This window comes from Bradyrhizobium sp. LM2.9 (assembly GCF_054056555.1).
In genome coordinates this window covers 5,841,217-5,860,594 of sequence record NZ_JBSRYJ010000002.1, presented here as the reverse complement: position 1 = coordinate 5,860,594, position 19,378 = coordinate 5,841,217, and the positions used below count along the sequence as shown (strand labels likewise).

The window sequence follows — 19,378 nt, the reverse complement described above, 5'->3', positions numbered from 1 at the left end:
TGTCCCGGCTGATTTGCAAGCTTCGTTTCTGATCAAGGTTCGTTTCTGATGACGATCGCATCCAAGGCCTTCATTGCATTCTGTCTGCTCGCGGTGGGCGGCACCGTGCTGGTGATCGGCCCCACCGAGCTGCGCCGCCTGCTGCCGAACGGGGCGAAGACCGACACCGTGGTCGCCGCCAGGCCGGAGGCCAAGGTCGAACAGAAGGTCGAACCCAAGCCGGAACTCAAGCTGGAAGAGCCAAAGCTCGCCGCCGTCGCGCCGCCGTCGCCAGCTGCGTCTCCGGCGCCGGCCCCCGAGCCGAAGGCGGGTGCGCTGGCCGAAACCCAGAAGCAGGTCACCGCCACGCTTGCCGATCTTGCGCCGGTCAAGCCGCCGCCGGCAGTTGCGGATACCGGCCCCCGTTTCGACGTCGCGCGCGTCGACGATCACGGCGAGGCGGCAGTGATCGCGGGCCGGGCGACGCCGGGCGCCAAGGTCGAGCTGCTGCGCGACGGCAAGCCGCTCGACACGGTGGTGGCGGATGCGTCGGGCCAATTCGTGATGACGCCGCCGCAGCTTCCTGCCGGTTCCTATGAGCTGACCCTGCGGGCGAAATCGCCTGACGGCACCGTCACGCAATCCGGCCGCAGCATGCCGGTGACGATCGCCGAAGCCGCGCCGCCGCCCGCGCGCCCTGTGCCGGTTGCGAGGCAAGATGCAAAGGCCGAGAAATCTGACGACAAGTCGGATGTCGTGGCATCGGTATCGGACAGGCCCGCGGCCCGGCCGAGATTGATGGGTGCACCGAAACCCAGGGGCGTGTCAGGGGTCATGGCGCGGGCTCCCGCGGCCACGACCGTTGCGTCGGCCTCGCCGGCGGACGTCGTCGGCGGTGCACCGGCGGAAGCAGGCGGCAACCGGGTGATCTCCCGCGGCGATAGCCTTTGGGCGCTCAGCCGGCTCGCCTACGGCGACGGCGCCCGCTTTGCCGTGATCTACAACGCCAACCGCGCCAAGATTCACAACCCCAACTTGATCTATCCCGGCCAGACCTTCGTGGTGCCGCAGAAGACGGAGTGACACCGCATCGGCACTGTCCTGCGCGTTGCGACGCTTTGCCCTCTGTACTTCCGGAACATTTGGTTCCCCCGCGCGTCAACGTGATGCGACGCGATGCGCGCTTGGCGCCGGAGGAGGGCCGGGGTGGACAGGTCAGTGGTCATGTCGAGATCACGCATGGGTCTCAGGCTGGGGCTGGCGCTAACGGGCGCAACCCTCGTGATGCTGGTGGTGCTGTTGCCAAATCGCGCCGAGGCGCAGTTCGGATTGCGCGGCGGCCCGCTCGGTGTCGCGCGCTTCGCCGTCGGCCACGTGATCGGCATGTCGCGCCTGCGCCACGCGCGCATGGCGGTGCGAGGCGGCCGATACCGCTCCGCAGCGCTGCGGTCACAAGATCCTCGCGGTGTTGAGCGAGGGCAGCCGGCCAATCCTTACGTCCTCCGTGCGGCGCTCACGGCGCAAGCTGCCCTGTCGGGCTGGCACGGCGGCAAGCGCCCGCAAGGCTGGTGGCGTCATCCCGATGGCAGCTACGGCTGGGCTGGCCCGGTGTTCTGGCCGTTCGCGCATGACGACCTCACCACCGCAATCATCCTCGGCGATGCGACCAGCCTCTCGCTCTATGGCTATGGCGACATCTATGCCCGCGATCTTTTCGCCCTATGCGGTAACAGAGCTTGCCGCCTACACCGCGCCGCAAGGCAGGCGCGGACGGAGAGTGCCGACCGCGGAGGCTCTCTGCGATGCCAGCGACACCGGCGGCCTGCCGGCCGACCGCATCGCCGCTGCCGTGCAGCCGAACGAATTGCAGCGCACAGCGCTCGACGAGCTCGCCACCGCCTGGCAGGCGGCGCGCGACACGATCCGTGCAGCCTGCCCAACGCAGGTCCCTGCGACGGCCATGGAGCGGCTCGGTCTGATGCGCGAGCGCCTCGCGGCCATGATCAAGGCAACGGACGCGGTTGCACCGCCGCTCGCAAAATTCGTCGATATCCTCGACGACGGGCAGAAGACAAAGCTCGATGCTCTGGCCAAGGACCGCAGCGCCGCGCTTGCGTCGATCCAGCAAAAGAATCCCCAGGCGGCATCGGCCTGCCAGGCGGACAGCGATCCCCGCTACGATGAGAAAGTGCAGCGCCAATACGAGCAGCTCGTGCAACAGCAATGGCCCGCGGCCGACATCGCGTCCACGCTCAAACTCGACGACATCGCCCGCGCGCGTCTCGATGTACTTCAGGACACCACGCTGCGCACCATGGAGACGTTGAGCGCCTGTCCGTCAAAAGCAGCACCGACCCCGCAGGCCCGCCTTGCCACTGTGAAGGCGCGGCTGGAGACGATGCTGCAGGCCGTGAGCGGCGTCAGTGACGCGCTCGACGATTTCGAGGCTGATCTGAGCGACGAGCAGAAGGCGGGGTTCGAGGCGATCGGGCCGAAGCGCGGGGTGTGACCACCCGCACGCCCAGTCGAACTTTATGTCCTTGAAGTCGAGCTGCGCGTTGCCGCCGGCAAAATTGTAACCGCCGAAATATTCCTCGAACTCGACGTAGAACGGGCTCATCTCCGGCACCGCCTGGCAGGGCCGCATGGTGCCGCCGAGATGATTGTGGGCGTGCTCCTTGCCCCAATCGTGCAGGCGGAAATTGTCGCGGCTCCGCACGCCGCCGACATAATAATAGTAGATCTGATAGCCGCTCGGCGGATTTTGGCGCGTGTGCTCGTCCTGCGGGCTCTTGCCGGCATTGGGATCGCTCGCACGCGGCTGCAACGCGATCGCGCGGGTCTCGGTCAGATCGGCGCGCGGAGGGCTCGCGAACATCTTCTTCGCGTAAGGCGCGGCAACCTCGAAGAAAGCGCTGGCGCCGCCGACATCGAGCCAGCGCGGCCGGTCGGCCGTCGCAAGCGGCGCGGGCGGCGTCGCGAACGTGCCCTCGTATTCATGCTTCGTCAGCAGCAGCGCCGCATATTCGTAATCAAGGATGACAGTCATGCGCGAGAGGCGCAGATGCGAGGGGTGCGCCTGCACCATCTCGCCGAATTTTCGCCCCGTCGCTGAGGCGATCGTTAGTCGCGAGAAGGAGGGATGTGGTTCGTGGGGATGATGCCATCCTGCCGGTGTTTTGCCCGACGTGTCAAACTGCCGGCCCCCAACATCGGCAGCCGCGTAAGTCATTGATCTCGCAGCGGCCGTCTACTGTGCATGGGGTTGTTTTCGCACTTTTTGTTTGGAGGGACGGCGGCAACTTGTAAGAATTTCTTACAAGTTCAGCTGTCGTTCAAAGCAAACTCACATCCGCCGCCTTGCGGCCGCCGCATCCACCACGTTCTCCACTTCCTCGCGCCAGCTCAAAATCTCCATCGCGAGCACGGGGTGATTGAAGCCTTTGAGCACGAGATCGTCGAGCGCGCGGGCTTCGACCCAGGGCTCGACCATGCCGTAGACGCGGCGGCTGACGACGACCTGGCCGGCCTTGGCTTCGTCGCAGAGGCGGGAGGAGAGATTGGTGACGCTGCCGATCGCGGCATATTCGAGCCGCTGCTCGAAGCCGATCTGGCCGAGCGTGGCGTAGCCCATGGCGACGCCGACGCCGAAGCCGAGCGAGTGGCCGCGGTTCTTCCATTTCTCGGTCAATTGGCCAATCACGTCGCGCATCTCCACCGCCATCTTCACCGCGCGCTTGGTGTGGTCGGCGAATTGAATCGGCGCATTGAACAGAATCATCACGCCGTCGCCGGCAAAGCGGTCGAGCGTTCCTTCGTAGCGGTGGATCAGCTCGCCGAGTGCCGCGTGATATTCGCGCAGCACGTTCATCGCCTCTTCCGGCTCGGTCGCCTCCGTAAACGATGTGAAGCCGCGCAAATCGCAGAACACGACGGTGACTTCGCGGCGGTGGCTGTCGAGCAGCGCGTCGTGGCCGTCGGAGGAGGCGATCAGCTGCGCCACTTGCGGGGCGAGGAAACGTTCGAGCCGCTTGATGCGGCCGATCTCGCCGAGTTGTTTCTCGACGCGCTCCTCCAGCGAGCGGTTCCAGTTGCGTAGCTGCTCGGTCTGCTCCTGGAGCTTTGCCGCTTGCTGTTGCACGGTTTCGTGCGCAGCCGCGAGCTCGCGGCCCTTGTGGTCGACCTCGGTGAACAGCCGCGCGTTGCGCATCGCCAGCACAGCCTGGTTGGCGAAGGTGCGCATCAGGCCGATGATGCTGGCGGCGAACTCGCCGCTGGCGCGGCGCAGCACCACCAGCGAGCCGAGCGTGCCCTGCTGGTCCACCAGCGGCACCACCAGCACCGAGTGGAAGCCGGCATCGATCGCGACGTCGCGCAGCGGTTGCTCGGAAGCCTGCTTGAGATCGGCAAGCGCGATCGGCTCGCCGCTCCCGGCCGCATCGGTCAGGATGTTCTGGCCTTCGTCGATCGTGACATGGGCGCCGTCGGCGGATTTGTCGATGCCGTTGGCCTCGACCAGATTGAAGCGGCGCGCCTGCGCGTCGTAGCCGTAGATCAGCACGGCATCGGCGTGGGTGATCTCGATCGCGCGCGCAGCGATCGTCGGCAGCACGGCATTGAGATCGAGCGAGGCGGCGACCGCGCGGCCGACCTCTTCCAGCACCTTGAGCTCGTTGATCGACTGCGCGAGATCGCGGGTGCGCTCCTCGACCTTGGTCTCCAGGTCCGAATAGGTCTCCTGGAGCTGACCGGCCATGCGGTTGAACTGGCCGGCGAGGTCTTCCAGCTCGTCGGAGGTGTGCACGTCGATGCGATGGCTGAAATCGCCCTCGCCGAGCCTGTGCGCGCCGTCGCGCAGCGCCGTGATCGGAATGATCATGCGGCGGGCGAGCAGCGTGCCGGCGAGGATCGCGACCAGCAGGCCCATGCCGATCAGCAGCGCGATACGCACCAGCTGGTCGCGGATCGGCATCAGGGCCTGCGTGGTCGGTTGCTCGAACATCACACTCCAGCCGAGCTTCGGCACGATGCTCGCGGCGCTCATCACCGAATGGCCGTTGAAGTCGGTGCCCGAATTGTCGGGCTCGTGGCCCGGCGCGACCGCGGCCGCCACCTGCGGCAGCTTCGACAAATCCTTGCCGACATCGGGGCCCTTCGACGACGTCGCCAGCACGCGGCCGCGCGGATCGACCACATAGGCGAAGGCCGCCTTGCCGACCTGGGCGTCGGTGAGGTACTCGGAGAGAAAGCTGAGGTCGAGCTCGGCCACGGTCACGCCGGCGTTGAAACCGGAATGCGCCACCGAGATCGACATGAACGGCGTCCGGTCGGAGAACCACGCCGGCGCGTAGCTGACGCCGCGGGCCACGGTGTCGGTGAAGCGCATGTCGCGGGAGAGGTCGGCATTGCTGCCGGTCGTGGTCGACTGGCGCGAGACGCGCAGCACCTCGCGGCCCTCGCCGTTGAGTTGGAACAGCTGGTTGACGACCGAGACCTGGTGCAGCAGCTGGGCGTAGTCGGCGCGGCGCTTCTCGAGCGTGTCCTGGCTCGCCCGCGTCACCCAGCTGATCTGGCGCTCGAGCTCGGAGATCGACTGCTCGATCCGCCGCGCGGCAGCCTGCGCCTTATCCTCGAGACCGTCGGTCAGCTGTGTCTTGGTGGCGCGGTAGGAGATCCAGCTCTCCATCGCCCCGTTGACGGCGAGCACGAACACGACGAGGCCGACGAGAGAGACGACGTATTTGGCGAACAGGCCCTCGCGCAGAAACCGTGTCTTCTCGTTCGCTCCCGCCATCCCGATCCTCTCGCGCCGCCATCGACGCCGGCGCTACGGCCTGTACGGGCCCAGCGGTCCTTCTAGCATAATTTGCTAGCATAATTTGGACCGGACGACCGGTGGACCGGCAGGCTTGGTTACCCGCTGGGGACGCCGGTTTGGGCCGGACGGGTGGTGAATTGTCGCAGTCTCATCCGTTCGGATGAAGGAGGGTGAGACAAAGCCGAGGTAAGGGATTGGCGTGGAGTCCAGAGCGTTGGTCCGCCCATCATCGATTGAAGAGCTGCCGCAGCACGTCGTTCATCGGCTGGCTGTCCTGCTGTGCCGTCGGCGGGTCCTCCTGGGCGGGGGGCGCGGGGGAGGCCTGCGGCGCCGGTGTCGATGGCGTTGCCGGCAGGCTGCGGCTGCGGCCGGTGGCCGTTCCGTTGCCGGTGCCGGTTGCCGCACCGCTGGAAAGTCCCTGCTGGATCAGATTGCCGATCGCCTCGCCCAAGGGGCCGCCGAGCGGATTGTTCTGTCCCGGCTGCTGGGTTTGCGGATTGGCATTGCCGGCTGCATTGCCGCCACCCGGCGCGGTCGTGCCGCCAAGACCAAGGCTGCCCAAAATATTGTCGAGCCCGGCGCCGTCGGGGCCGAACAGGCCCTTGCCCATCTCGCGCAGCTTGGCGTAGGCGGCGTCCGGATTGTCCAGCATGCCGCTCATGTCAGGATAGATCCGCGGCTGCGACCAGCTGCCCTGGATCATCACGGGGATGCCGAAGCCGACCGGCTCGGAGGCGCGACCCTGGCCTTCGGTCGTCATCACCAGCTTCGGCTCGACGCGAAAGCCCATCATTTTGGTGTCGAGCGCGATGGTGCCGGCGCCGGTGAGTCGCACCAGCGGCCCGATCAGATTGAGATCGGTCGTCACCGCCTGACCCTTGTCGATGCGGAAGGACGCCGAGAGCTGCGACAGATCGGTGCTCTGCTCCTGGCTGTTGTTCTGGTTGTCCTGCCAGCCGGACAGCGTGCCCGACGTCAGCGAGCGGATCATCTGCGCGATGTTGATGCCCCGGATGGCGCCGTCCTGGAAATTGACGAAAGCGGTGCCCTGCATGTTCGCCATCAACGCGCGCTGGCTGGTGCCGGCGCTGCGCAGCGCGAGCTTGGCCTGCAGCTTGCCGTCGATCCGGTCGAATTCGGCAAGGCCCTGCAGCAGCGGCAGCGCGCGCACGCCGGTGAGGTCGGAATGCATGGCGAAGCTCGGCGCGCCGCTGGTCGCATCCAGGATCATTTCGCCCGAGACCTGGCCGCCATAGGCGCCGAGATTGGCGGTGCCGGCCTTCAGTACGCCGCCGGCGAGCTTTGCATCGATCGCCAGCGGCGCGAGGCGTGCATCGCCGATGACGGCCTCGTGCGCCGAGATCCTGATTTGCGCATCGACATAATTGAGCCCGGACACGTCGATCGGCGCATCGCTCCAGGGCTGTCCGGACGCGCCTTCCGGCGATTTCGCCAGCGGGATCGCGAGCCGCTGGAAGTCGAGATCGACCTTGACCAGAGGCTTGCTCGCGATATCGACCGAGGCCCAGCCGTTGAAGGCGCCATCGCCGAGCGTGCCACTCACGCCGTTGATCATCACGACATCGCCGCTCAGACGCATCTCGGCACGACCTGCGAGCTGAGATTTCAGCACATCGGGCATGTCGATGGCGAAATCCACCGGAATGGTCGGCCGGTCGGCTGGCGGCGCCGGCGTCGTCGCCTTGATGTCGAACTTGGTCGGGTGCTCGCCGACCCGCGCGGTGCCGGTGATGTTGATTTTGCGGTCGCGATCGACGATCGCATCGGCATTGATGGCGCTGATGCGGGTCTCGACGCGGTCGCGCACGCGCGCGAATGCGATCTCGCCATCGGTGACTTTGACGCGGTCGATGGCGGCGCCATCCGTATCGAGCGCGATCGGCTTCGACGCGCCGCCGGCATTCGGCAGGCGCTCACGCAGCAGCGGCTGGTAGAGCACGGGATGGGTGACGACGAGCTCGCTGATTTTCGGGCGGCCCGACCAAACGCTCGAGAGCGACATGTCGGCCTGCACGCTGTCGATGGTCAGGCGTGTGATGCCGCTGCGGTCCTTGGGGTCGGCAAGCGTGAGGTCGTTCAGCGTCACGTTCAGCGTCGGCCACAGGCTGATCCTGGTGGTGCCGTCGATCGACAGGCGATAGCCGGTCGCGCTCTCCACCCGCGAGGCAATCGTCGAGGTCAGGAAGCCCGAGGGGATCCCGACCACCAGCAGGAGTGCGATCACGATGATGACGGCGGCCACCGCAGCGCCGGCGAATTTCACTGCTCTCATATCGGCTTTCCAGCGACGGACGATCGGCGTCGAATCCGGCAGATGACCGTCATTTGCACCCGTCCTTTGCGCCTGAGTTTATCCCGGGACGGGGAAGCGGCTCCAAGCGCGTAAAAATAGTCGTGGGGTGCTGCAAAGTTATGTGACTTATGACACACTTCCCCGGCGCGGTTTTACGCGACCCTGATGTTGATGGTTCCAAGCGATTTGCCAAGGAAACGGGCCAGGGACACTGGCCACGGAAATTCACAAGGACATTGAAATGAGCAAGCAGGCCGAATTTGCGGTCATCCTGAAAATGAACGCGATGTTTGCCGATCTCGGCGCAGACGAGCTCCAGCGGCTGTCGAATCTCTGCCACACCCAGCATCTGGGGAACGGCGAGGTGCTATTCCAGAAGGGCGATGGCGGCGACGCGCTGTTCGGCGTACGTCGAGGCCAGGTCCGTATCGAGACCGGCTCCTCCGACGGCAGCCGGCTGACGCTGAACTTCATGGGGCCGGGTGACCTGTTCGGCGAGGTCGCGGTGCTGGACGGCCAGAGCCGCACCGCCGATGCGACCGCGGGCGAAGCCAGCGAGCTGTTCGTGCTGCGGCGCGAAGACTTTCTCGCTTTCCTCGAACGCGAGCCGAAGGTCGGGATCAAGATCATCGCGCTGCTGTGCCAGCGCATCCGCTGGCAGAGCGAGCGCATGGAAGAGTCCATGCTCCAGCCGCTGCCGGTTCGCCTCGCGCGGCGCCTCTGCGCGCTCGCCGCCGATTTCGGCTCGGAGGTGCACATCTCGCAGGAGCAGCTCGGCGTCTTCGTCGGTGCCGCGCGCGAGAGCGTCAACCGCCAGCTTCAGGCCTGGCGCAAGGAAGCGATCCTCGATCTCCAGCGCGGCCGCATCCTGCTGAGGAACATGACCAAGCTGACGGCGATCGCGCGGAACGAGTAAGTCGAGCGACTTCACTTCGCTTGGAAGGTACGAGGGAGATCGGCGGCTGTGTCCTCTGCGAGGGAGGCCGCGTATCGCAACGCCTCATCAATATCCTCACGCTCCAGATACGGGTAGTCATTGAGGATGGATTCGCGCGTCTCGCCGACTGCCAGCAGGCCGAGCAATCGTGCGACTGGAAACCGCAGCCCGCGAATGCAGGCTTTGCCAGTGCAGCAGGCTGGGTCCATCGTGATACGCACAAAAGCCATGTCGTAAGCTAACGCGCGCGACCGACTTGTGCCAGCGCGCGCCTCTGACCCGCCTTTTCGGAATCTACTCCGCTGCGGGGTGCGCGATGCCCTTCGGCACCGGCGCTGCCTCTGCCGGCGCAGCGCCGTGATGGCCGGCGCCCTCCGCATCCTCGCTGTGCACAACCAGCCGCTTGCCGAAGCGCCAGATCAGGGCGCCGAGATCGTCCATCACCATGAACATTGCGGGCACGAACACCAGCGACAGGATGGTCGAGAAGATCAGGCCGCCGATCACCGCGAGCGCCATCGGCGAGCGGAACTCGCCGCCGGCGCCGACCGCAAGCGCGCTTGGCATCATGCCGGCGGCCATCGCGATCGTGGTCATCACGATCGGGCGTGCGCGTTTCATGCCTGCGTCGATCATGGCTTCTTCACGCGGTGTGCCGGCGCGAATGGACTCGATGGCGAATTCCACCAGCATGATCGCATTCTTGGTGACGATGCCCATCAGCATCAGGATGCCGATCCACACCGGTGTCGTGAGCTGCTTGCCGGTGATCAGCAGGGCCGCGATCGCGCCGCCGATCGAGAGCGGCAGCGAGAACAGAATGGTGATCGGCTGCAGGAAGGTGCCGAACAGCAGCACCAGCACGGCGTAGACCATCATCAGACCCGCCGTGATCGCGGTGGCAAAGCCTTCGGACAGTTCATTCAGGCTTTCGGCATCGCCGGAGGGTGACACCTTCACGCCCTTCGGCCGGCTCTTCATGACCGGCAGGTCGTAGATCTTCTTGGTGGCGTCGCCGAGCGCGGCGGAGCCGACGAGATCGGCCGCGACAGTCGCCTGTCGCTCGCGATCGTAACGGTTGATGCTGGTCGGACCCTGGTCAAGCTTGACGTCGGCGATGACGGAGAGCGGCACGCCGCCCTTCTCGCCATGCTCGCCGAGCGGCACGCGGAGCTGCTCGAGCGTCTTGAGATTGCCGCGCGCGGCATCCTCGAGCTGCACGCGGATCGGCACCAGACGATCGCCGACGTCGAATTTGGCGAGCGCGGGTCCGACGTCGCCGATGGTGGCGACGCGGATGGTCTGCGACAGGCTTTCGGTCGAGACGCCGAGCCGCGCGGCGAGATCGGCGCGCGGCTCGACGCGCAGCTCGGGCCGCTCCAGCGTGGTTTCCGAGATCACGTTGGAGATGGTCGGAATCCGCTTCATCTGCGTCGCGAGCTCGCTGGCGACGTTGTTGACGATGTTGGCGTCCGCGCCGGTCACGACCAGCGAGATGGCGCGCAGGCCGTTCTCGTCGAGGAACCAGAAGCGGATGTCTGGAATGTTCTCCAGCTCCTGGCTGATCGAGAATTCAAGCTCGCGCTGGGTGATGTCGCGGCTGTCCTTGGGCGTGTAGTTGATGATCAAAGCGGCGCGCCGGACTTCCTGGGTGCCCGGTGGAACGCGCCCGCCGTCGACGAAGATGCTCTTCACCTCGGGTCGCTTGCGCAGCCGCGCAACGATGTCTTCGGTGACTTTTTCGGTGTAGGCGAGCTGGGTGCCCGGCGGCAGCTCGAGGGCAACCAGTGAGCGCGAGCTGTCCTGCGCCGGCAGAAAACCCTGCGGCAGCAGCGTAATGCTCCATATCGAGGCGGCGAAGACGCCGAAGCCGACCAGCACCGTGACGAAATAGTGCTTCACCGACCACGCCACGATCCTGTGATAGGACCGCAGCACGCGGCCGGGCGGCGGCTCTTGGTGATTGCCATGTTTGAGGAAGTAGGCGGCGAGCACCGGCGTGACGAAGCGCGCCGCGAGCAGCGAGAAGAACACCTGCACCGAGACGGTGATGCCGAATTGCTTGAAGAACTGTCCGGCGATGCCCGACATGAAACTCGCGGGTGCGAAGATCGCGATGATCGTCAGCGAGATCGCAATCACCGCGAGGCCGATCTCGTCGGCGGCTTCGAGGGCGGCACGATAGGGCGACTTGCCCATGTTCATGTGCCTGACGATGTTCTCGATCTCGACGATGGCGTCGTCGACCAGAATACCTGTCGACAGCGTGATGGCGAGGAAGCTGACGAGGTTCAGCGAGAAGCCGAGCAGGTCCATCGCCCAGAACGCCGGGAAGATCGACAACGGCAGCGAGATCGCGGCGATGACGGTGGCGCGCAGGTCGCGCAGGAACAACAGCACGATGATGACGGCGAGGATAGCGCCTTCGAACAGCGTCGAGATCGCCGCGTGGTAATTGCCGTTGGTATATTCGACCGAAGTGTCGATCACCTTCAGGTCGACGTCGGGATAGGTGGCCTTGAGCGAGTCGATGCGCTTCTGCACGGCCTCGGCCACCTTCACGTCGCTGGCACCCTTGGAGCGCTTGATGCCAAGCGCAACGATCGGCTCGCCGTTGAAGCGGGCGAAGGTGCGGCGGTCGGCGATGGTGTCGGTCACGGTGCCGAGATCGTCGAGCCGGACCTCGCCGCCGCCGAACAGCGGAATCATGGTGCCTGCGAGGTCGCTCAGCGTCTTGGCGCCGGCGAGGGTGCGGATCGCCTGGTCGTTCTTGCCGATCTCGGCGCGGCCGCCGGCGACGTCGACATTGGTGCCGCGCAGGCTCTGGCTGACATTGACGGCAGTCAGCCCCATCGACTGCAGGCGGTCGGGATCGAGCGAGACCAGGATCTCGCGCTCGACACCGCCGATGCGCTCGACCTGGGCGACGCCGCGCACGCCCTGCAGCGCGCGCTTGACCACGTCGTCGACGAAATAGGAGAGCTGTTCCGGCGTCTTGCCGGGCGAGATCGCGGCGTAGGTGACGATCGGCAGGCCGATGACGTCGACGCGCTGGATCAACGGTTCGGTGACGTTCTGCGGCAGGTTGGAGCGCACGCGCGTCACCGCGTCCTTGACGTCGTTGAGCGCGCGGTCGGTGTTGGTCTCCAGCGCGAACTGGATGGTCGTCACCGACAGGCCGTCGGTGATCTGCGAGGTGATGTGCCTGACGCCTTCGACACCGGAGACGGCGTCTTCAACGGTCTTGGTGACCTGGGATTCAAGCTCGGCGGGTGCGGCGCCAAACTGCGATACCGCGACCGAGATCACGGGGATGTCGGCGGAGGGCAGCCGTGTCACCGCGAGCTTGGTGAAGGACACCCAGCCGAGGATCAGGAGGATGACGGAAAAGACCACCGACGGCAGCGGATTGCGGATCGACCATGCCGAGATATTGAGAGCCATCAGCGTACCCGCGTGCGATCGAGTTCATCGGCGAACATGGTCTTGATCTGGTCGCCGTCATGCAGCGAAGAGCCGGCGTCGGCCACGACGATTTCGCCGACGTCGAGGCCTTGCAGGATTTCCGTGGCGCTGTCGGACGACAGTCCGACTCGTACCTTGCGCGTCTCGACGATGTTGCCTTTGACGACCTGCACGGTGAGATGGTCGATCGCGGTCTTGGGAACCGCGACGCCGCAGCTTCGCTTGGCATCGATCGAGGCGCGGGCGAACACGCCGACTTTCAGCGAGGGATTGTTGGTGACGCTGATGCGAACGCGCCCGAGCTGGGTAGTGCGATCGATTTCGGGCGCCACCAGCCTGACTCGCCCGATCAAATCGGGCGAGTCGTCGCGGCTGATGCGCACGGTCGCGCCGGCGCTGAGCTTGGGCATGTGCACCGCCGGGACCTGCGCGTCGAGCTCGATCTCGTTGTTGACGGCGATGCGGAACATCGGACCGGCCTGCGGCGAGGCCGGCGCACCGACGATGGTGCGGACCTCGGTGACGAGGCCCGGCGCAGAGGCCTTCAGCGAGACCGGACCTTGCGGGCCGGGCCGCTGCGGCTGGCCCGGGATCTGGGGCGGGGCCGTCAGGCGCGCCAGCTCCTGATTGTCGGTGACCAGCGTGCCTTCGGTGACGAAGAGGTCGGTGACCCTGGATCCCTCCTGATCGGCGACGACCACGGCTTCGCGGCGCGGCACGAAGAAGCCGGTCACCCGGACCAGGTCGGAGAAGCAGGCATTGGTCGACTTCGTCACGATGACCAGCGCCTCGCTCGGCGTTTCCTTGGCCTCGGGGCGACGCCGGTGCTCGAACAGATAATAGCCGACGCCGAGCGCAACGACGAAGACCACCGTTCCGGCCGGCTTGAGATATTCGGAGAGATTCATCGCCGGATCGTCCTGGCCTGGCTCACGGCCATCCGCACTCGGCCCATAGAGAGCGTTCCCCTGAAATAAAGCAGCGTCCCGCAAGGCTGCGGGACGCGCTCCGGAAGCGAGACTTTACACCACATCACGACTTGTCACTTCAAAGGATTACGTCGTGGTCACTTCGATGCGGTGGTCTTGTTTTCCATGTTGACGACCTGCACGCGACGATTGACCTCCGCCATCGGCTGGGCTGGGTCCTTCAGCTTGCTCTTGCCGTAGCCGACGGTGACGAGGTCGGTCGCGGAGATGCTGTACTTGTCGACCAGGTAGCGCTTGATCGAATCCGCGCGGCGCTCCGACAGTTCCTGATTATAGCCCTCGCCGCCGGCGGCGTCGGTGTGGCCGGCGACCACGAAGGTCGAGCCTTTCAGGTCGGGGCTGGTCAACGCGCGGCCGAGCGCCTGTACCGAGGCAACCGATTTGGCGCTGATATTGGCCGAGTTGTAGTCGAACGTGATTTCCAGATCGATGTTCGGCTTGTCCTTGGCCACGGACGCGATTTCTTCACGCTCGGTCGACGACAGCGAACGAGTCGAGCGGCCGCGTACGGACTGGATCAGCTTGGTCTCCGCCGCACTCGGTGCGGGATCGGTCTGCGGAGCGATTGAAAGGCCGCGGGTCAGCGGCTTTTTCGGCGGCGGCGCCAGCGCGCGGACGATCTCGTCATCGGTGACGTTCTTGCTGTTGCCGTCGTCGCCCGCGAATGCCAGCGGGATCGTCAGCGACAGCGCGGCGCCAACGGTGATGATGGACAGGATTGCGGTAAGTCCCTTTGCAGCCAATCTCATAGCAAGTCCCTCCTGAGCAGCCAGCTCGCGCGGTTCCAAAATCCCTGCAATAAGCCCCCCGAAGGGGGCCTGCGGCATCCGTCCGATTAGTCTTCGCCGGGCCACCGAGGGTTCGAGGCACATCGGCCTCGATTTAAAAAATATCAACGCACTCCGTAACTTGCGAATTCCTGAACAATGTTCGGGTCCATCGCCTTGGCATTGGCGATGTCCAGCGCACCTTCCTGGGCCGAGCCGTTGCGCTGCTTGGCGATCCCGCGTCCGAACAGCGAGGAAGTCAGGCGCGGATTGATCCTCAGGGCCGCGTCGAAATCGGCGATGGCGTTCTTGGCCGCTCCCGATTTCAAATTGACGAGCCCCCGGCTGTCCAGCGCGTCGACGAAGTTCGGTCGCAGCCGCAGGGCCTCGTTGCAATCCTTCAGCCCGCCCTGGAGGTCGCCGACCACGGTGCGCGTCCAGCAGCGGTTGTTCAGAGCTTCGACGTCCTTCGGGTTGATCCGGAGCGACTCGTCAAAATCCTTGATGGCGAGGTTATAGGCGCCCTTGCTGGCATAGACCTGGCCACGCCGGTAAAGCGCGTTCACGTCGTCCGGATTGGCCGCGATCTTGGCCGTCAGGCCCTTGATGGTGGGGTCCTCCGCCAGCACGGTCGCACTCGGCCCGCTATCCATGCTCGGAGCGGTGACGGGATCGGCCGGTTTCACCGGCGGTGGGGGAGGCGGCAAGGCGGCGTCGACCTGCGGCTTCGGTGACGGAGCAGCCGTCGTGTCGGCCGGTTTCGGCAGCACAGGTGGCGGTGGCGCGGGCGGAGCCGGCGGCGGGTTGTTGGCGACGACCGGCGGCGGAGCGGGAGGCGCGGGCGTCGTCGTCGTTGTGGGACGCGATCCTCCGGCCCCCGGAATGAACGAGAAATCTTCGGCCAGTGAAGAGGATATCCAGGGCACCTGCTCGCCCCGCGAGGCGCGGGTGACGCCCATCTTGGTGCGGTTCAGCGTCTCCTCGGCCATCAGGTCGGGGACGCGGATTTCCTTGAGGAGTTCCTGGACGAACAGGCTGTGCTCGCCGCCGGCATCCGACACCACCGAGGCCAGTGCCGCCGAATACATCACCAGCGTTCCGTTCGGCGCGATAACAGGGGTGAGGCCGGCCGAGAAGCTGCGGAACCGGCGCTCGAACGGGTTGCGCCTGGAAGCATCGATGAGCGCGATCTTGACTCCGGCGCCGCGGGTGTTGAGCTCGCCAAGCACGGTTTCGAGGCTGATGCCGTCGCGGCGCACGTCGGATTCGGTCCAGATCTGCGCATCGATCGGCAGCAAATAGCTCTGCCGCGCCGACTGGATGCCGAATCCGCTGAAGAACACCAGTGCCACGGTCCCCGGCTTGATCTTGCCGTACAGCTTGTCGAAGGCGCGGCGCATGCCGTCGCCGGTCAGGTTCTCATTGATCTCGACGGAAAAGCCATCGCGCTTGAGCTCGTCGGCGACGTCGCGCGCGTCGTTCAGCGGTTCCTTCAGCGGGGCGTCGGCGTCCGGATATTTGGCATTGCCTATGACCAGCGCAAAGCGATCGCCGGCCGCAAGCGACGGAGCGGTCGGAATGAGCGACACGAGCAAGGGTAGAAGCAAAAGGAAGCGAATTTTCATAATCAGCGCGGTCCAGCCAAAAAGGCGCCGTTACCAGCTTGCGCCGCGGCGACCTTAACTTACGCAATGTGCATTATCAAACCGGGGAAGGGAGGCGTCAACTGCTTGCAAATTCGGCGGTATCGCGACAATTGACCGCGACGGATGGGCACGTTGCGGGGGAATAAACGGGCAGTCACGATTCCACTCGATGCATTCTGGTTGCCATTACGGCTGCATGTTAGGGCAGCCATGGCGACAACAATGTGATTGGTCTCACATTGCCGACCGGCGTCCATCGCAACCTCCGATGTTTGACCTTTGCGGCGGACAATGGCTTGGTGCCATCGATCGCCCCTGAAGGTCCACCCAGAAAAAGAGCAAGATCAAGAGCATGGGAAACGCCTACGAAATCTACGCACTGCGCTATGCGACGATGTCGCCGCGCACCCCCAATATGAACTTCCTTGCGCCCGATCCGCATGACAGCGCGGCGCAGGATCTCGACTATTTCGTCTGGCTGATCCGCGGTGGCGGCCGCGACATCCTGGTCGATACCGGCTTCAATGCCGAGGAAGCGACCGCGCGGGCGCGCAAGCTGACGCTCAATCCGGTCGATGCGCTGGAGCGCTTTGGTGTCGCGACATCGAGCATTCGCGACATCATCGTGACACATCTGCATTACGATCACGCCGGCAATCTCGACCGCTTCCCGAACGCGCGCTTCCATCTCCAGGAGCGCGAGATGGCTTACGCGACGGGCCGCTGCATGTGCAACGGACTGCTGCGACATCCGTTCTCGGTCGAGCACGTCACGCAGATGGTCCGCCATGTCTATGGCGAGCGCGTCAATTTCTATTCCGGCGACGGCGAGGTCGCGCCCGGCGTCACCGTGCACCGCGTCGGCGGCCATTCGGACGGCTTGCAGGTGGTGAGGGTCGAGACCGCGCGCGGGCCGGTGGTGCTGGCGTCCGATGCCGCGCATTATTACGCCAACCTCCAGCGCCGGAGCCCTTTTCCGATCGTCTACAACATCGGCGACATGGCGCAGGGCTGGGAGATGATCGAGCGGCTCGCCGGCCATCCTGATCGATTCATCCCCGGCCACGACCCGATCGTGACGGAGATCTATCCGCGCGCCAGCGACAAGGTCGATGCCTGGGCGCTGCATTTGCCGCCGTCGCGGTCGTTTGCGAAGTGATCAATACGCCTGCTTGGCGTCGGCCTCTTCGCTGGTCTGGATCAGGTCGAGGCTCTGTTCGATCTTGCCGAGCAGCGCTGAGAATTGCTTGCGCTCCTGCGCGGTGAGGCGAGGCGAGGATCTCGTCTTCCCGCCGCAGCAATTGCGGAAACAGCTCCTCGTAGAGCGTGCGCCCCTTCTTTGTCAGCTGCAGGCGGAATTCGCGGCGGTCGGCTTCGTTCTCGACGCGCTCGATCAACCCCTGGTGCAGCAGCATGGTCACCGCGCGGCTGATGGTGGATTTATGCGTGCGGGTGCATTGCGCAATGTACTGCGCGCTGCAGGCATCGTTGCGGAAGCCGAGCGTCGCGATCACGCGCCAGGCCGGGATATCGAGGCCGTGACGTTCCTGATATTCGACCGAAAGCGCGGCACTGACCTCCGCCGCGAGCCGGTTCAACCGGAACGGCGCGAACTTGAACAGGTCGAGCCGTGTTTGTGGAATGGGCAAAGCCTCCTCGGCCACCCGTGTCTTCAGCGCGATGTCGCTGGATGTCCTCGCCAAGGAGAGCGCTCCGAATTCCAGTTGACGGCCGGCCGGCACCGGTTCAAAATGGTTGCACGTGAGACTATCTAGCAGATCAGTCCTCTCCTGACCAGAGCCGAGGTTAGCGCATGGCGCAAGCCAAGACCCAGCAGGCCAAAACCCAGTTCGGCTATCGCCGCCACCTTGATCAGGATCGTCCCGGCCAAGGCCCGGCCGAGCATCCGGTCGTGATCGTTGGTGCTGGCCCGGTCGGGCTGTCGCTGGCGATCGACCTCGCCCAGCGCGGCCAGCGCGTCGTCCTCCTGGATGACGCCGATCGTATCGGCGAAGGCTCGCGCGCGATCTGCTTCTCGAAACGTTCGCTGGAATATTGGGACCGGCTCGGCGTCGGCGACCGCATGGTCGAGAAGGGCGTGGTCTGGAGCGTCGGCCGCATCTTCCACGGCGAGTCCCAGCTCTACCAGTTCAACCTGCTGCCGGAAGACGGTCACAAGCGGCCTGCCTTCATCAACCTCCAGCAATATTACGCGGAGGCCTACCTGGCCGATCGCGTGCAGGACCTCCCGGGCATCGATCTGCGCTGGTGCAACAAGGTGACGGCGCTGGAGCAACGCAACGTTTCCGTTGCGCTGACCATCGAGACGCCGGAAGGCAACTATTACCTGCACGCACAATATGTCATCGCTTGCGACGGCGCGCGCTCCTCGCTGCGGCAGATGGTCGGCGCCGACTTCGCCGGCCAGGTGTTCGAGGATCAGTTCCTGATCGCCGACGTCAAGATGACCGCGGAATTTCCGACCGAGCGCTGGTTCTGGTTCGATCCGCCGTTTCATGCGGGGCGTTCGGCGCTGTTGCACCGACAGCCCGACGATGTCTGGCGCATCGACCTCCAGCTCAGCCGCGACGCCGATCCTCTCACCGAGAAGAAGCCCGAGAACGTGCGGCCGCGGATCGCGCGCATGCTCGGCCACGACAAGTTCGAGTTCGAGTGGATCTCGCTCTACAAATTCCAGTGCCGGCGGATGGACCGCTTCCTCCATGGCCGTGTGATTTTTGCGGGAGACTCCGCGCACCAAGTCTCGCCGTTCGGCGCGCGCGGCGCCAATTCCGGACTTGAGGACGCCGAAAACCTCGCCTGGAAGCTCGACCGCGTGCTGCGCGGGACCTCGCCCGCGAGCCTGCTCGAGAGCTATCATGTCGAGCGCAGTCTCGCCGCCGACGAGAACATCCGCGAATCCACCCGCTCGACCGATTTCATGGCGCCGAACACGCGCCAGGAGGCGCGGCTGCGCAAGGCGGTGCTGTCGCTGGCGAAAGAGACCGAGTTCGGCAAGCGCATGGTCAATGGCGGCAGGCTCTCGGTGCCGTGCAGCTATGACTCGCCGCTGTTGTCGCCCGATGCGGATGCGTGGCGTGGTGGGCCGCTCCCCGGCTGTTCAATGCTCGATGCCCCCGTTGCGACGCGCGCTGGCGAGCAAGCCTATTTGACGGATGCATTTCGTCAGGGCGGAACGGATTTCACGTTGCTGTCGTTCAGCAATGGCGCGGCGATTGAGGCGCCTGTTGGTGTGAAGGACATCTGTATCGGCGGTGAGGACGGGCTCGCGGATCCGGCGGGGCTCACCGCAAAGCGCTATGATGCGGAACCAGGCTCAGCCTACCTCCTAAGGCCGGACGGTTATGTCGCGGCGCGATTTCGCCACCCGACGCGCGCTGGCGTCGCGGCAGCGCTGTCGCGGGCCCAAGGCTTCAATGAGCAAGGCTTGAATTGAGGACTC

Annotated in this window: 11 protein-coding genes and 2 pseudogenes; 5 read left to right on the top strand and 8 right to left on the bottom strand. The window is 65.2% G+C overall.

Going from position 1 to position 19,378, the window contains the following annotated elements; translation table 11 throughout:
• Window positions 1–48: 48 nt before the first annotated feature.
• Both ACVWW3_RS30285 and ACVWW3_RS30280 read left to right on the top strand, forming a co-directional pair.
• Entirely contained in the window at window positions 49–1,062 is a 1,014-nt protein-coding gene (locus tag ACVWW3_RS30285) for a LysM peptidoglycan-binding domain-containing protein (RefSeq protein ID WP_456647724.1), read from the top strand.
• 141 nt (window positions 1,063–1,203) lie between these two features.
• A pseudogene (locus ACVWW3_RS30280) lies at window positions 1,204–2,488 on the top strand (Spy/CpxP family protein refolding chaperone).
• An 837-nt stretch (window positions 2,489–3,325) separates the two neighbouring features.
• On the opposite strand, the gene ACVWW3_RS30275 reads toward ACVWW3_RS30280, so the two are convergent.
• Both ACVWW3_RS30275 and ACVWW3_RS30270 read right to left on the bottom strand, forming a co-directional pair.
• Window positions 3,326–5,773, bottom strand: a complete 2,448-nt coding sequence (locus tag ACVWW3_RS30275) for an adenylate/guanylate cyclase domain-containing protein (RefSeq protein WP_456647726.1) — start codon at window positions 5,771–5,773, stop codon at window positions 3,326–3,328.
• Window positions 5,774–6,023: 250 nt separating this feature from the next.
• A complete protein-coding gene (locus ACVWW3_RS30270) occupies window positions 6,024–8,090 on the bottom strand; it encodes an AsmA family protein (RefSeq protein ID WP_456672241.1) in 2,067 nt (688 codons plus the stop codon).
• Window positions 8,091–8,352: 262 nt separating this feature from the next.
• On the opposite strand from ACVWW3_RS30270, the gene ACVWW3_RS30265 reads away from it, so the two are divergent.
• Window positions 8,353–9,027: a Crp/Fnr family transcriptional regulator gene (locus ACVWW3_RS30265; protein WP_247345109.1), complete on the top strand. Its 675-nt coding sequence runs from the start codon at window positions 8,353–8,355 to the stop codon at window positions 9,025–9,027.
• Window positions 9,028–9,038: 11 nt separating this feature from the next.
• Here ACVWW3_RS30265 and ACVWW3_RS30260 read toward each other — a convergent pair whose 3' ends face one another.
• The 5 genes from ACVWW3_RS30260 to ACVWW3_RS30240 form a co-directional block, all read right to left on the bottom strand.
• On the bottom strand, window positions 9,039–9,278 hold the full coding sequence (locus ACVWW3_RS30260) for a DUF433 domain-containing protein (RefSeq protein WP_354106000.1): 240 nt from the start codon (window positions 9,276–9,278) through the stop codon (window positions 9,039–9,041).
• Window positions 9,279–9,342: 64 nt separating this feature from the next.
• Window positions 9,343–12,492, bottom strand: a complete 3,150-nt coding sequence (locus tag ACVWW3_RS30255; protein ID WP_456672240.1) for an efflux RND transporter permease subunit — start codon at window positions 12,490–12,492, stop codon at window positions 9,343–9,345.
• On the bottom strand, window positions 12,492–13,421 hold the full coding sequence (locus tag ACVWW3_RS30250) for an efflux RND transporter periplasmic adaptor subunit (RefSeq protein ID WP_456647727.1): 930 nt from the start codon (window positions 13,419–13,421) through the stop codon (window positions 12,492–12,494). The genes ACVWW3_RS30255 and ACVWW3_RS30250 overlap by 1 nt, the downstream gene beginning before the upstream one ends.
• A gap of 158 nt (window positions 13,422–13,579) precedes the next feature.
• Window positions 13,580–14,251, bottom strand: coding sequence for an OmpA family protein (locus ACVWW3_RS30245; RefSeq protein ID WP_456647728.1), 672 nt, complete (start codon window positions 14,249–14,251; stop codon window positions 13,580–13,582).
• A 143-nt stretch (window positions 14,252–14,394) separates the two neighbouring features.
• Window positions 14,395–15,894, bottom strand: a complete 1,500-nt coding sequence (locus ACVWW3_RS30240; RefSeq protein ID WP_456647729.1) for a caspase family protein — start codon at window positions 15,892–15,894, stop codon at window positions 14,395–14,397.
• Between the two features lie 373 nt (window positions 15,895–16,267).
• Here ACVWW3_RS30240 and ACVWW3_RS30235 point away from each other — a divergent pair, with 373 nt between their 5' ends.
• Window positions 16,268–17,074, top strand: a complete 807-nt coding sequence (locus ACVWW3_RS30235) for an N-acyl homoserine lactonase family protein (RefSeq protein ID WP_456647730.1) — start codon at window positions 16,268–16,270, stop codon at window positions 17,072–17,074.
• On the opposite strand, the pseudogene ACVWW3_RS30230 reads toward ACVWW3_RS30235, so the two are convergent.
• Window positions 17,075–17,618 (bottom strand): annotated as a pseudogene (locus ACVWW3_RS30230) (MarR family winged helix-turn-helix transcriptional regulator). It abuts the gene before it with no gap.
• A gap of 110 nt (window positions 17,619–17,728) precedes the next feature.
• Here ACVWW3_RS30230 and ACVWW3_RS30225 point away from each other — a divergent pair.
• Window positions 17,729–19,372 carry an FAD-dependent oxidoreductase gene (locus ACVWW3_RS30225; protein WP_456647732.1) on the top strand — a complete coding sequence of 548 codons (1,644 nt, stop codon included), beginning with the start codon at window positions 17,729–17,731 and terminating at the stop codon, window positions 19,370–19,372.
• Window positions 19,373–19,378 lie beyond the last annotated feature (6 nt).